The sequence below is a fragment of the Burkholderia sp. IDO3 genome (assembly GCF_003366075.1).
Lineage (GTDB): Bacteria > Pseudomonadota > Gammaproteobacteria > Burkholderiales > Burkholderiaceae > Burkholderia > Burkholderia anthina.
This window is the reverse complement of record NZ_CP028962.1, coordinates 1,504,926-1,517,255: the sequence shown is the minus strand read 5'-3', so window position 1 is coordinate 1,517,255 and position 12,330 is coordinate 1,504,926. Positions and strand designations below refer to the sequence as shown.

Annotated in this window: 12 protein-coding genes; 6 read left to right on the top strand and 6 right to left on the bottom strand. The window is 68.2% G+C overall.

Features of this window, described 5'->3' with window-relative positions:
* Positions 1–41 precede the first annotated feature (41 nt).
* The gene (locus DCN14_RS06985) at positions 42–1,448 is read right to left on the bottom strand and encodes an APC family permease (RefSeq protein ID WP_096498780.1); all 1,407 of its coding nucleotides are present in this window, start codon (positions 1,446–1,448) and stop codon (positions 42–44) included.
* Positions 1,449–1,580: 132 nt separating this feature from the next.
* Between DCN14_RS06985 and DCN14_RS06980 the strand changes: the two genes are divergently transcribed.
* The 4 genes from DCN14_RS06980 to DCN14_RS06965 all read left to right on the top strand — a co-directional run bounded on the left by DCN14_RS06980 (position 1,581) and on the right by DCN14_RS06965 (position 5,440).
* Positions 1,581–2,381 (top strand): LuxR C-terminal-related transcriptional regulator, encoded by an 801-nt coding sequence (locus DCN14_RS06980; RefSeq protein ID WP_096498782.1) that lies wholly within the window; start codon positions 1,581–1,583, stop codon positions 2,379–2,381.
* A gap of 313 nt (positions 2,382–2,694) precedes the next feature.
* The gene (locus tag DCN14_RS06975; protein WP_096498784.1) at positions 2,695–3,579 is read left to right on the top strand and encodes a LysR family transcriptional regulator; all 885 of its coding nucleotides are present in this window, start codon (positions 2,695–2,697) and stop codon (positions 3,577–3,579) included.
* Between the two features lie 164 nt (positions 3,580–3,743).
* A complete protein-coding gene (locus tag DCN14_RS06970; RefSeq protein WP_096499309.1) occupies positions 3,744–4,676 on the top strand; it encodes an AEC family transporter in 933 nt (310 codons plus the stop codon).
* A 389-nt stretch (positions 4,677–5,065) separates the two neighbouring features.
* On the top strand, positions 5,066–5,440 hold the full coding sequence (locus DCN14_RS06965) for a hypothetical protein (protein ID WP_096498786.1): 375 nt from the start codon (positions 5,066–5,068) through the stop codon (positions 5,438–5,440).
* 140 nt (positions 5,441–5,580) lie between these two features.
* On the opposite strand, the gene DCN14_RS06960 is transcribed toward DCN14_RS06965, so the two are convergent.
* Positions 5,581–7,098 (bottom strand): CoA-acylating methylmalonate-semialdehyde dehydrogenase, encoded by a 1,518-nt coding sequence (locus tag DCN14_RS06960; RefSeq protein ID WP_096498788.1) that lies wholly within the window; start codon positions 7,096–7,098, stop codon positions 5,581–5,583.
* Between the two features lie 49 nt (positions 7,099–7,147).
* On the bottom strand, positions 7,148–8,506 hold the full coding sequence (locus tag DCN14_RS06955; protein WP_096498790.1) for an aspartate aminotransferase family protein: 1,359 nt from the start codon (positions 8,504–8,506) through the stop codon (positions 7,148–7,150).
* 105 nt (positions 8,507–8,611) lie between these two features.
* Between DCN14_RS06955 and DCN14_RS06950 the strand changes: the two genes are divergently transcribed.
* Entirely contained in the window at positions 8,612–9,571 is a 960-nt protein-coding gene (locus DCN14_RS06950) for a LysR family transcriptional regulator (protein ID WP_240327281.1), read from the top strand.
* Positions 9,572–9,594: 23 nt separating this feature from the next.
* On the opposite strand, the gene DCN14_RS06945 is transcribed toward DCN14_RS06950, so the two are convergent.
* From DCN14_RS06945 to DCN14_RS06935, 3 genes are read right to left on the bottom strand one after another with little or no spacing between them, the layout of a single operon-like run.
* On the bottom strand, positions 9,595–10,833 hold the full coding sequence (locus tag DCN14_RS06945; protein WP_096498794.1) for an MFS transporter: 1,239 nt from the start codon (positions 10,831–10,833) through the stop codon (positions 9,595–9,597).
* Positions 10,830–11,159 (bottom strand): hypothetical protein, encoded by a 330-nt coding sequence (locus tag DCN14_RS06940; protein ID WP_096498796.1) that lies wholly within the window; start codon positions 11,157–11,159, stop codon positions 10,830–10,832. The genes DCN14_RS06945 and DCN14_RS06940 overlap by 4 nt, the downstream gene beginning before the upstream one ends.
* A 2-nt stretch (positions 11,160–11,161) precedes the next feature.
* On the bottom strand, positions 11,162–11,665 hold the full coding sequence (locus DCN14_RS06935; RefSeq protein WP_096498798.1) for a MarR family transcriptional regulator: 504 nt from the start codon (positions 11,663–11,665) through the stop codon (positions 11,162–11,164).
* A gap of 169 nt (positions 11,666–11,834) precedes the next feature.
* Here DCN14_RS06935 and DCN14_RS06930 point away from each other — a divergent pair, with 169 nt between their 5' ends.
* Positions 11,835–12,326, top strand: coding sequence for a 2,4'-dihydroxyacetophenone dioxygenase family protein (locus DCN14_RS06930; RefSeq protein WP_096498800.1), 492 nt, complete (start codon positions 11,835–11,837; stop codon positions 12,324–12,326).
* Positions 12,327–12,330 lie beyond the last annotated feature (4 nt).

Here is a 12,330-nt window from a genome sequence, read left to right as displayed (position 1 = left end):
ATGGTTCGATGTTTCGGTATGGCAAGGTTTCGACACGGCGTTCAGAGCGAGCGGAACGCCTCGCTGTGGCGCGCCCAGGCGCCGTACATCACGAGCGCGGCCACCAGCAGCCCGCCGATGATGAGCAGGTCGGTCGACTTCGTCGCCGTCGCCAGCGTCGTGTAGAGCGTGTACGCGGCGCCCGCCACCGCGACGAGCGGCGTCACGGGCCACAGCGGCATCCGGTAGTGATGTTCGACGTCGCGGCGCACGTACCGGCTCGCCAGCGCGGCCAGCCCGACGACGAGGTAGATCATCAGCAGCAGGTCGACCGTGAACGCGGTCAGTTCGTCGAGGCTCGACACGAACACCAGCCCCGCCGACGGCACCGCCAGCGCGAGCGTCGCGAGCCACGGCGATTCGAGGCGCGGATGGATCGTCGAGAACGCACGGTTGCAGGTGCGCGACCAGAGCGCGTGGCGGCCGCTGCTGTAGAGCAGGCGCCCCATCGTGATCACGATCGCGATGATCGCGTTGAACACCGACAGGAAGATCCCGCCGCTGACGATGCGCGACACCACCGGATTGCTCAGCGAACGCACGACGTAGCCGATCGGATCGGCGCTCTTTGTCAGCTCCGTGAGCGACGGCGCGCCGAGCACGATCGCCGTGAGCGGCACCAGCTCGACGACGAGGATCACCAGCAGCGAATAGATCACCGCCTTCGCGACGTTGCGGTTGCCGCCGCGCAGGTCTTCCGCGAGATACGCGGCGGAGCCGAAGCCGTTGTAGCAGAAGATCGCCGTGCCGATCGCCGGCACGATCGCCGCGAGCGTGGCGGGCACCAGCGCACTGCCGCTCACGACCACCGGCGCGACCAGCACGTCCGCGCCGCGATGCGGGGAGCCGAAGCCGAGCCCCGCGATCAGCATCAGCACGCCGATCTCGACGACGAGGAACGCGCCGGTGATCCACGCGTTCGTCTTGATGTTCAGCATCCCGAGCACGTAGCTGAGCAGCACGATCGTCAATGCGACCGACTGGTTGCTGAAGTGCGTGCCGAGCGCGTTGTTCAGGTACGGCGCGGCGCCGCTCGCGAGCACGGCCGGAATGAACACGCTGACGGACAGCACCGTGATGAAGGTCAGGTAGCCGGGCAGCGTGCCGAACACGCGCTTGGCCATCACATACTCGCCGCCCGCGCTGCGGTGCGCGGCGCTCAGCTCCGCATAGCAGAGCGCGAACGCCAGCGCGAGCACGCCGCCGAGCACGAACGACAGCACCGCGCCGCTGCCCGCCTGCTGGATCGCGAACGGCGCGATCACGAAGATCGAGCTGGCAGGCGTCACGCCCGACACGGTGATCATCACCGCGTCGCGCACGCTGAGCGTCTGCGACAACGCGCGCGGCGCGTCTTCCGTTGCAGGCGTCGCTTGCAGCGTGCCCGTCGATTCCGACATCATCGCCATTTCGTTCTCCTGTAGCGCCTATGCTGCTTTTTTTTGAACGCCCATACTCGGGCCCGATTGATTGCGTGGCAGTCTAGGAAGCCAAATTCAGGACCGCTATTCCCCCTTCGTGTTACGCCCTCCGGTGGTGGTATGGATCGACTCTTCTCCGAAATCGCGATGCACCAGGCGCTTGGCCGCGCAATCGATCATCTCGGCCAGCCGCGTTTCTGGCGTTTCCTGGTGCTGCTGCTCAACGAAATGGTGCCGTTCGACAACGCGCTCGCGACCGCGATCGGCCCCGACGGCGTGCCGCTCGTGCTCGACGAATACGACGCGGGCGGCACCGACAGCGCGTCGCCGGTGCCGCTTTACCTCAATGGGTTATATCTGCTCGATCCGTTCCTGCAGGCCGCGCACGACGGGCTCGCCGACGGCTGCTACCGGCTCGAGGAAGTCGCGCCCGACCTGTTCCGGCAGAGCGAATATTTCCTGAGCTATTTTCGCGACGCGGTCGGCGACGACGAGATCCAGATCCTGCTGCGGCCGAACCCCGACACGCTGCTGTCGCTGTCGCTCGGCGCGGCCATGCGCTTCGACGTCGAGCCGCTCGGCAAGCTGACGGCCGCGATGCCGTGGGTGCTCGCGGTCATCCGGCAACACTGGCGGCTGGTGGGCGACGCCGCGCGCGCAACGCCCGACGCCGACCTCGGCGCACGCGTCGAGCAGGCGCTCGCGCGCTTCGGCGCGGGTGTGCTGACCGATCGCGAGATGTCGATCGCGCGCATGGTGCTGCGCGGCAATTCGTCGAAGGCGATCGCGGAGCGGCTCGCGATTTCACCGGAGACGGTGAAGGTGCATCGGCGGCACCTTTACGCGAAGCTCGGGATCTCGTCGCAGCCGGAACTGTTTTCGCGGTTCATCCAGGCGCTGGGAGAGGATGCGGCCGGATAACGGCATCGACGAAGAGAAATGGCAACGGGCGGCACGAACGGCCGCGACCGATCCCGCGTTCGCAGATACGCGTGCACGCGCGGCGCGAGGCCGTTCACGAAAACCCGCACGCGTCGCCCCGCAATCCTCGTCACGCTCGGCCCATGCCGCGGTTGCCCGTTTCCATACGCGCGGGCATGATGTCCGCCAGCCTGCCGGCCCGCGGTCGTCCGCTGCGGCGGTCATGGGTAGCCCGTCCGCATGGCGCCATCCGCCGCAATCGCGCAACGAGCAATCCGCATGCCGGCCCTTCGCCGCCCACCTCATCGAGCCCATGTCACTACGCGCATTCAGAACCCTGGTCGCGATCGCCCGATACCGGACCTTCGCGCGCGCCGGCGAAGCGATCGGCCTCACGCAGTCGGCCGTGAGCCTGCAGATCAAGACGCTCGAAAGCGAATACAACGTCCAGCTGTTCGACCGTTCGCGCCGCCAGCCGGTGCTGACGGAAGCCGGCAACATTCTCGTCGCGCAGGCCGAGCAGGTGCTCGCGATGGTCGACCGGATTCCCGATGCGCTCAGCGACGAGAAAAAGCTCGTCGGCCGCCTGCGGATCGGTGCGATCCAGACCGCGCTGTCGGGCCCGCTGCCCGATGCGCTGCTCTCGCTGCGCAACGCGCATCCGTCGCTGCGCGTGCACGTGTCGGCCGGCATGTCGGTCGAACTGGCGAACCGCGTCGCGGCCGGCGAACTCGATGCGGCCATCACGACACACCCGGTGCGCCCGCACCCGGCACAGCTGACGTGGACGACGCTCTACGAAGACCGCTTCTGGCTGCTCGCGCCGCCGGAATACGCGGAGCGCGACGCGGGCGCGCTGCTCGAAGCTCTGCCGTTCATCCGCTTCGACGCGCAGGCCTGGGCCGGCCGGATGATCGCCGCCGAACTGCGCCGCATCGGCGTCCGGGTACGCGAAGAGATGGTGCTCGACAGCGCGGAGACGATCGCGCGCATGGTGGCGCGAGGGCTCGGCGTGGCGGTCGTCGCGCTGCCCGATTCGACGCTCGCACGCCTGCCGCCCGTCACGCGTTTGCCGTTCGGCCAGCCGCAGATGGGCCGCGCTGTCGTGTTGCTCGAACACCAGTCGCGTCCGGCCGAGCGTTTCGCGCGTGCGCTGGCCGCCGAAGTCACCGCGTCATCGATGAGACTTTCTCATTGAACACCCGATAATTAACCATTATTCCTGTTGCAAGCGCGTGTTAACTTGGCGCCATCGTCACGCTTTCGATCGCCTGTCGCCATGTTGCCCGCCGGATGGATTCCCGCTTCGTTCCGCCGCTCCGCCTGCAAGCCGCTCCGACCGGCCCGCCTGAAGGCGCGCCGATGATCGGCCCGATCCTGCTCGCGCTCGCGCCGGTCGCGCTGCTGGTCGCGTTCGGCCACGGCCTGAGACGCACGGGTTTCATCGGCGACGCGTTCTGGCCGCACGCCGAGCGGCTGTGCTACTACGTGCTGCTGCCTGCATTGTTCGCGGACGGTCTCGCGAACGCGAAACTGCAATCGCTGCCGGTTTTACCGCTCGCGGCGGCGCTGGTCGGTTCGACCGCGCTCGTCGCGGCGCTTCTGCTGCTGGTCCGCCGCTTCGTGCGGGTCGACGGCGCCGGGTTCACGTCGGTGTTCCAGGGCGCGGTGCGCTTCAACAACTACGTCGGCACGGCGCTCGCCGCCGGACTGTTCGGCGCGCACGGCATCGCGCTCGCGGCCGTGTGCGTCGCGGCGATCGTCCCGACCGTGAACCTGATGTGCGTGCTGGTGTTCGCGCGCTACGGCGAAACGCGGCTCGGCGCGCTGGCGCTCGCACGGCAGATCCTGTCGAACCCGCTCGTCGTCGGCTGTGCGCTCGGGATCGCGATGCAGGCGAGCGGCATCGCGTTTCCGGCCGCCGTCGAGCCGGCCGTGCGCGCGCTCGGCGCCGCATCGATGCCGCTCGGCCTGCTGTGCGTGGGCGCGGCGCTGAAGTTCGATGCGGCGCGCGGCTGGCTGCAGCCGATGTGCATCGCGTCGGCATTCAAGTTCATGGCGATGCCGCTCGTCACACTTGCGGCCGGCCGCCTGTTCGGGCTCGGCGACGCGGCACTGACCATCGCGCTGCTGTTCCAGGCGCTGCCCACATCGTCCTCGTCGTACATCATGGCGCGCCAGCTCGGCGGCGACGCACCGCTGATGGCCGGCATCACCGCGTTCCAGACGATCGCCGCCGCGCTCGCGATGCCGGCCGTGCTGACGGCGCTCGCGTCGGCACCCGTGTTTCGCTGACGGCGCGGGACCGGCAGCACACCGACTCGACAACAACCGTCACCGCCTGCCGCCGAAGCGGCCTGAATCCGCCCGTCTCGCGGACCGGCGGTGCGGACTTCAGGCGCGATTCGCGCCGGGTCGGGAACGGACGTCGAATGCCGTCACCCGGCTGTCAAACCCGCGTCGTTGCGTCAGACATACGCAACGCGGATACGCCCCCGGTTCTTCTCGCAGCCCCGCCAAAAACCGCCTATGGTGAAAGAAGCGCGCCCGCTTTGCCGCCATTCGACTCCAGGTCGCTCGCACCGGCGGCCACGGCGCAGCGTTCCGGCACCATTCCCCGCCGTCGCGGGCACGCCCGGCCATGCCCGTGACGGCGCCGCCCACCGGACTACAAGGAGGTACCCATGAAAGCCGCGCTGCTCGTCAGTTCCGCCCTGCTCGCCCTCGCATCCGTTTCGGCTTCGGCTCAAGGCTCGATCACCAAGGTCGAAGACGGCGCACTCGTCGCCGCGAACGGGATGACCGTCTATTCGTTCGACAAGGACAAGCCCAACGCCGGCACCAGCGCATGTTCGGGCCAGTGCGAAACCTTCTGGCCGCCGTACAAGGCCAGCGCGACCGACGTTCCAGTCGGGCCCTACTCGATCGTCAAGCGCGAAGACGGCAGCCCGCAATGGGCGTACAAGGGCAAGCCGCTGTACTTCTTCTCGAAGGACATGAAACAGGGCGACCGCAACGGCGACAATTTCAAGAACATGTGGCACGTAGTCGCGCCGTAAGCGTTCTTTCCCCGCCTTCCGCAACGGCGCCACCGCCGCACACGTAAAAAGGCCCGCCCCGGTCGGAGTCCGGGGCGGGCCAGTGCGTCTTCACGCCGGCGGCATCGCGACGCGCGCAGCCGCAGCGCACGCCGGCACGATCAGCGGTTCGACGGGAAGCTGAACACCGTGCCTTCGCGCACGCCGGCCGACGGCCAGCGCTGCGTGATCGTCTTGCGCTTCGTGTAGAAACGCACCGCATCCGGGCCGTATGCGTGCAGGTCGCCGAACAGCGAGCGCTTCCAGCCGCCGAACGAGTGATACGCGACCGGCACCGGCAGCGGCACGTTGATGCCGACCATGCCGATCTGGATGTTGTCGCTGAAATAGCGTGCCGCTTCGCCGTCGCGCGTGAACAGGCACGTACCGTTGCCGTATTCGTGCGCGTCGATCAGCGCCATCGCCTCGTCGAGCGACTTCAGGCGGATCACGCCGAGCACCGGTCCGAAGATCTCGTGCTGATAGATCGGCATGCCGGGCTTCACGTCGTCGAACAGGCACGGGCCGAGGTAGTAACCGCCGTCGTGGCCGTCGACCTTCACGCCGCGGCCGTCGACGACGAGCGTCGCGCCCGCTTCCACGCCCGCTTCGACGAAGCCCGTCACCTTCTCGAAATGCTGCTTCGTGACGAGCGGCCCCATGTCGATGCCCGCGCCGTTGCCCGGACCGACCTTCATCTTCTCGATCTCGGCCGTCAGCCCCGCGACGACCTTGTCGCCCGTTTCGTCACCGATCGCCACGACCAGCGGAATCGCCATGCAACGCTCGCCGCACGAACCGTACGCGGCGCCCATCAGCGCGTTCACCGCGTTGCCGATGTCGGCGTCGGGCATCACGACCGCGAAGTTCTTCGCGCCGCCGAGCGCCTGCACGCGCTTGCCGTGCGCGCAGCCGGTCGAATAGATGTATTCGGCGATCGGCGTCGAGCCGACGAAGCTCACCGCCTTCACGCGCGGGTCGGTCAGGATCGTGTCGACCGCTTCCTTGTCGCCGTTCACGACGTTCAGCACGCCCGGCGGCAGGCCGGCTTCGAACGCGAGCTCGGCCATGCGCAACGTGGACGACGGCGTGCGCTCGGACGGCTTCAGCACGAACGTGTTGCCGCACGCGACGGCCATCGGCCACATCCACAGCGGCACCATCACCGGGAAGTTGAACGGCGTGATGCCGGCGGCCACGCCGAGCGCCTGGAACTCGCTCCACGAATCGATCGCGGGGCCGACGTTCTTGCTGTGCTCGCCCTTCAGCAGCTCGGGCACGTAGGTCGCGTATTCGACGTTCTCGATCCCGCGCTGCAGTTCGCCCATCGCGTCGGCGAGCACCTTGCCGTGCTCGGCGGTGATCAGCGCGCACAGTTCGTCCGCGTGCTCCTCGAGCAGCGTCTTGAAGCGGCTCATCACGCGGGCGCGCTTCAGCGGCGGCGTGTTGCGCCACGCGGGGAACGCGGCCTGCGCGGACGCGATCGCGGCTTCGACGGTCAGCTTGTCGGCGAGCGCGACGCTCTTGTCCGATTCGCCGGTGGCCGGGTCGAACACCGGCTGGACGCGGCTGCCGCCGTCGACGCGCTTGCCGTCGATCAGGTGGCCGACGGTGGAGGTCACATTGCTGTCGTGTTTCATGTTTCTGGCTCTTTCGTGAATTCGGTTATCGCCGGGAACGGGCCGCGGCTCAGTCCACTTCGTTCAGCGCGTCGGACAGCGCGTTCACGAGATTGTCGATCTCGCGCTTCTCGGCGATGAACGGCGGCGCGAGCTGGATCGTGTCGCCGCCGTAGCGCACGTAGAAGCCCTTCGCCCAGCAGCGCATCGCGATCTCGTACGGGCGCCGTGCCGGCTCGCCCGGCAGCGCCGCGATCGTCAGGCCCGCTGCCAGCCCGTAGTTGCGGATGTCCGCGATATGGCGCTGGCCCTTCAGCCCGTGCACGGCCGCCTCGAAATGCGGCGCGAGATCGCGCACGCGGTTCACCGCGTCTTCCTTCACGAGCAGGTCGAGCGCCGCGACGCCGGCCGCGCATGCAACCGGGTGCGCCGAGTACGTGTAGCCGTGCGGGAACTCGAGCATGTACTCCGGGCCGCCCGCGGCCATGAACGTGTCGTAGATTTCCTTCGTCGCGATCACGCCGCCGAGCGGCTGCGCGCCGTTCGTCACCTGCTTCGCGAAATTCATGATGTCCGGCACCACGCCGAACGCGTCGGCGCCCGTCATCGCGCCGGCACGGCCGAAGCCCGTGATGACTTCGTCGAAAATCAGCAGGATGTCGTGCGCGGTACAGATGTCGCGCAGGCGCTTCAGATAGCCCTTCGGCGGAATAACCACGCCCGCCGAGCCGGAGAACGGCTCGACGATCACGGCCGCGATGTTCGATGCGTCGTGCAGCGTGATCAGGTCGAGCAGGCGATCGGCCAGATCGGCGCCGTTCTCGGGCATCCCGCGCGAGAACGTGTTCTCGGCGAGTTGCGTGTGCGGCAGGAAATCGGCGTCGAGACCCTGGCCGAACAGCTTGCGGTTCGCGCCGATCCCGCCGACCGAGATGCCGCCGAAGTTCACGCCGTGATAGCCCTTCTCGCGGCCGATCAGGCGCGTTTTCGTGCCCTTGCCCTTCGCGCGCCAGTACGCACGGGCCATCTTCAGCGACGTGTCGGCCGCTTCCGAGCCCGAACCCGTGAAGAACACGTAGTCGAGGCCGGCCGGCGTCAGATCCTTGATCTTGTTCGCCAGCTCGAACGACTTCGGATGGCCGAACTGGAACGCCGGCGCGTAGTCGAGCTGCGCGACCTGGCGGCTCACGGCTTCCGTGATTTCGGCGCGGCCGTGACCGAGGCCCGTGCACCACAGGCCCGACAGGCCGTCGAAGATCTTGCGGCCTTCGCCGTCCGTGTAATACGCGTCCTTGGCCGACACGATCATGCGCGGGTCCGACTTGAACTGGCGGTTCGCCGTGAACGGCATCCAGTGGGCGTCGAGCCAGGCGGCGTCGGTACGGAGATTCGTCTCTTGGTGCTGGTTGGCGATGGTCGTGTCGGTCATGTCGGTCGGCGCGGCGCGCCCCTCCTCCTTGTGTTGATGTTGCGCATTGTCGGGACGCCAATTAGTCTTTTGAATATCGCAATATCAATGTTCACTTGCGCAACTATGCAAGCAAAGAAACCGAAGAGTCGCGCGCTGCTCGGGCAGCTCAGCGACATGGACCTGCGGCTGCTGCGGGTCTTCAAGGGCGTCGTGCAGTGCGGCGGGATGGCGGCGGCCGAACTCGAGCTGAATATCGGCATTTCGACGATCAGCCGGCACGTGAAGGATCTCGAAACGCGCCTCGGCCTGGTGCTGTGCCGGCGCGGCCGCGCGGGCTTCACGCTGACGGCCGAAGGCCAGACCGTATACGAGGAAACGTTGCGGCTGCTCGCGTCGATGGAAGCATTTCGCAGCCGGATTGACGGCATTCACGACAAGATGGGCGGAGAACTGCACATCGCCGTATTCGACAAGACGGCCACCAACGCGAATGCACGGCTCGGCGACGCGATCCGCCAGTTCGCCGACGAAGCGCCCGACGTCGCCCTGAACCTGCATGTCGCGTCGATCAACGAAGTCGAGCGCGGGATCATCGACGGCAGCTATCAGGTCGGGATCATTCCCGCGCACCGCAGCTCGGGCAGCCTCGTGTATGCGGAATTGTTCGACGAGCGGATGCTGCTGTACTGCGGCCGCCAGCATCCGCTGTACGACGCGCCGCACGGCAAGCTCACGTGGACGACGATCCGCGACCATGCGTTCGCCGGGCTCGGCTTCCACTCGCCGAACATGGAACTGAGCCACCGCGCGAAGCTCACGCGCAGCGCGACGGCGTCGGACCAGGAATCGATCGCGACGCTGATCCTGTCCGGCCGCTACCTGGGCTTCCTGCCCGACCATTACGCGGAAAGCTTCGAAAACAAGGGGTTGATGCAGGCGATCGCGCCGCACCGGTTCAACTACCGGTGCCGGTTCGTGAGCCTGCTGCGGCGCTCGCCGCGGCCGTCACGGGCGGCGCTGCTGTTCCAGTCGTGCCTCGAAGCCGCGCATGCGGCGGCGCAGCGGGCCGACGGCAACGCGTAGCCGCGGCCGGGCTGCCGGCCCGCTCACGCGCCGCCGTCGGCCTGCGCGCGTCGCCGCATCCGCATCAGGAAATAGACGGCGACGAGCGCCGCCGCGAACCCGGACGCCGCGCCGACGCCGAGCGCCCAGCGCGGGCCCAGATGGTTCGCGACCCAGCCCGCGACCGGCGCGCCGATCGGCGTGCCGCCGAACGCGACCGCGAGGCGCAGCGCCATCACGCGCCCGCGCATCGCCGGCTCGGTCGACAGTTGCATCAGCGCATTGGTCGACGTGGTGAAGGTCATCGCGGCGATCCCGGTCAGCACGAGCGCCGCCGCGAACAGCCAGTAGCTCGGCGCGATCGCGCCGAACGTGCAGCCGACGCCGAACACCGTCGCGCCGATCCACAGATGCCGGAACAGCGGGCGTTCGCGGCGCGCCGCGAGCAGCGCGCCGGAGATCGTGCCGACCGCCATCATCGACGACAGGATCCCGAAGCCGCGCGCGTCGACATGGAATACGCCGGCCGCCATCGTCGAGATGAACAGCGGGAAATTCAGCCCGAACGTGCCGATCAGGAACAGCATCGCGAGCGTCGCTTTCAGGTCCGGGCGCTGCCACACGTAGCGGAACCCGTCGAGTAGGCTCCCCCTCGCACGGCCGGCGCGCGCGTTCTCGCGCAACTGGCCGGCGCGCAGCAGCGACAGCGACGCGAGCACCGCGACGAAGCTGACGCCGTTGATCAGGAACGCCCAGCCGGTGCCGACCGACGCGATGATGAAGCCGGCCGCCGCGGGCCCGATCATCCGCGCCGCGTTGAACGACGTCGAATTGAGCGCGACGGCGTTCGCGAGCTCGCGGTCGCCGACCAGTTCCGCGACGAAGGTTTGCCGCACCGGCGCATCGAACGCCGACGCGCAGCCGAACAGGAACGCGAACAGATAGACGTGCCACAGCCGCACGACGCCCGTGACCGTCAGCAGCCCCAGCGCGAGCGCGAGGCCGCCCATCAGCGCCTGGGTCGTCATCAGCAGCCGGCGCTGGTTGAAGCGGTCGGCCGCATAGCCCGTCCACGGCAGCAGCAGGAGCTGCGGGCCGAACTGCAGCGACATCACGATGCCGACCGCCGACGCGTCGTGGTGCGTGAGCTGCGTGAGCACGAGCCAGTCCTGCGCGGTGCGCTGGATCCACGTGCCGACGTTGGACACCAGCGCGCCGGCCGCCCAGACCCGGTAGTTGAAGCTGCGCAGCGAACGGAACACGCCCGCGGCCGGCACGCTCATGGCCGCTCCGGAGCGTTGCCGCCGTGCAGCGCGCCGAAGTGCCGCGCGAGATACAGGCCGAGCGCCAGCACGCCGAGGCCGGATGCGGCCGCGTCGGCGGTACGCATCAGGTCGAAACGGCCGATCCGCCAAAGCAGCGCATAGCCGATCGCGAGATTGACGACGCCCCACACGACGTTCACGGTGGACGACGACAGGCCGCGGCCGGGCGGCGTCGCGAACGGCGTCTGGAACGGCTCGCCGCGCAGCCCGCTGACGAGATGCGGGACGGCATTCGCCAGGAAGGCGCCGCCGAAAAAACAGCACACGAGATGCAGGATGTTCATGTTCAGGCATGCCTCCCGCCGGGCAGGTCGGTCGGGCGCGCGGGCGCGCCGTCGTTGAATTCCGCGAGCCGCTGCAGCAGTTGCACGGCCGCCGCGAGTTCGGCCTGCTCGTGTGTCGACAGCTGCGCATGCAGCGCGCGGAACAGCCAGTCGTCCTTGGCCGCGCGGTTGGCCTGCAGCCGCTCGCGGAACGCTGGCGTGAGCGCGATCAGCGTCTGCCGGCCGTCGGTCGGATCGGGTGCGCCGCTGACGGCGCCCATCGACTCCAGTGTCGCCACCGTCATGCGCATCGACTGCGGCCGCACGCTTTCGGCACGCGCGAGCGCGGAAACGGTCGCCGCGCCGTCGCGATCGAGACGCAGCAGAACCGATTTCTGCGACGACGTCAGATCGTTCGGGTGGGTCTGCTCGCGCATCCGCCGCATCAGCTTGCTGACGGAGATGCGGAGTTCGCCGGCGAGTCCGGCCAGATGCAGCGCTTCGGGGGGCGAGGATGACGTGTTCATGAATTCAAGATAGCACATCTACAGGAAAACTGTACAGTTAAGCTGTAAATATGCCCTCGGAGGTGGCGCGTGACCGGTCCATCGGCGCCGCACGCAATCCGCCCCCGTTCTTCGGCCCGATCCGGCTCTGCGATAATGCGGGCTTCCCGTTCCCGCACCGCCTTCCGCCATGACGCAGCCGTCCGCCCCGCTTCCCACCGACCTGCCGCCGATTTCGTGCCTGCCCGGCGATGCGTTGCCGTGGCTGCCGATGAGCGCGGACCTGCCGGGGCTCGCGATCAAGTATCTGCATATCAATGCGGCCGAAGACACGCTGACCGCGCTGCTGAAGATGCCGGCCGGCGGCACGCTGCCGCGCCATCGTCACGACGGCGAAGTGTTCGTCCATACGTTGCAGGGGGCGTGGCGCTACCTCGAGTACGACTGGATCGCGCAGGCCGGCTCGACGGTGCTCGAACCGGCCGGCTCGGTTCACACGCCGGAAACGCTCGGCGCGCCCGGCGAAGACGTGATCACGCTCAACGTGATGCGCGGCGATCTGGTACTGCTCGACGACGATGGCCGTGAGACCGCGCGCGAGAATTGCCGGGTCGCGCTGTTGCGCCAGCGCAAGCATGCGCGCACGGCGCCGAACGACGCGGCGCCGTTCGTCACGCGCTGAGCAA

Coding starts and splice junctions, on each gene's coding strand:
- DCN14_RS06985 (WP_096498780.1), bottom strand. CDS start 1,448: ATGGCGATGATGTCGGAATCGACGGGCACGCTGCAAGCGACGCCTGCA.
- DCN14_RS06980 (WP_096498782.1), top strand. CDS start 1,581: ATGGATCGACTCTTCTCCGAAATCGCGATGCACCAGGCGCTTGGCCGC.
- DCN14_RS06975 (WP_096498784.1), top strand. CDS start 2,695: ATGTCACTACGCGCATTCAGAACCCTGGTCGCGATCGCCCGATACCGG.
- DCN14_RS06970 (WP_096499309.1), top strand. CDS start 3,744: ATGATCGGCCCGATCCTGCTCGCGCTCGCGCCGGTCGCGCTGCTGGTC.
- DCN14_RS06965 (WP_096498786.1), top strand. CDS start 5,066: ATGAAAGCCGCGCTGCTCGTCAGTTCCGCCCTGCTCGCCCTCGCATCC.
- DCN14_RS06960 (WP_096498788.1), bottom strand. CDS start 7,098: ATGAAACACGACAGCAATGTGACCTCCACCGTCGGCCACCTGATCGAC.
- DCN14_RS06955 (WP_096498790.1), bottom strand. CDS start 8,506: ATGACCGACACGACCATCGCCAACCAGCACCAAGAGACGAATCTCCGT.
- DCN14_RS06950 (WP_240327281.1), top strand. CDS start 8,612: ATGCAAGCAAAGAAACCGAAGAGTCGCGCGCTGCTCGGGCAGCTCAGC.
- DCN14_RS06945 (WP_096498794.1), bottom strand. CDS start 10,833: ATGAGCGTGCCGGCCGCGGGCGTGTTCCGTTCGCTGCGCAGCTTCAAC.
- DCN14_RS06940 (WP_096498796.1), bottom strand. CDS start 11,159: ATGAACATCCTGCATCTCGTGTGCTGTTTTTTCGGCGGCGCCTTCCTG.
- DCN14_RS06935 (WP_096498798.1), bottom strand. CDS start 11,665: ATGAACACGTCATCCTCGCCCCCCGAAGCGCTGCATCTGGCCGGACTC.
- DCN14_RS06930 (WP_096498800.1), top strand. CDS start 11,835: ATGACGCAGCCGTCCGCCCCGCTTCCCACCGACCTGCCGCCGATTTCG.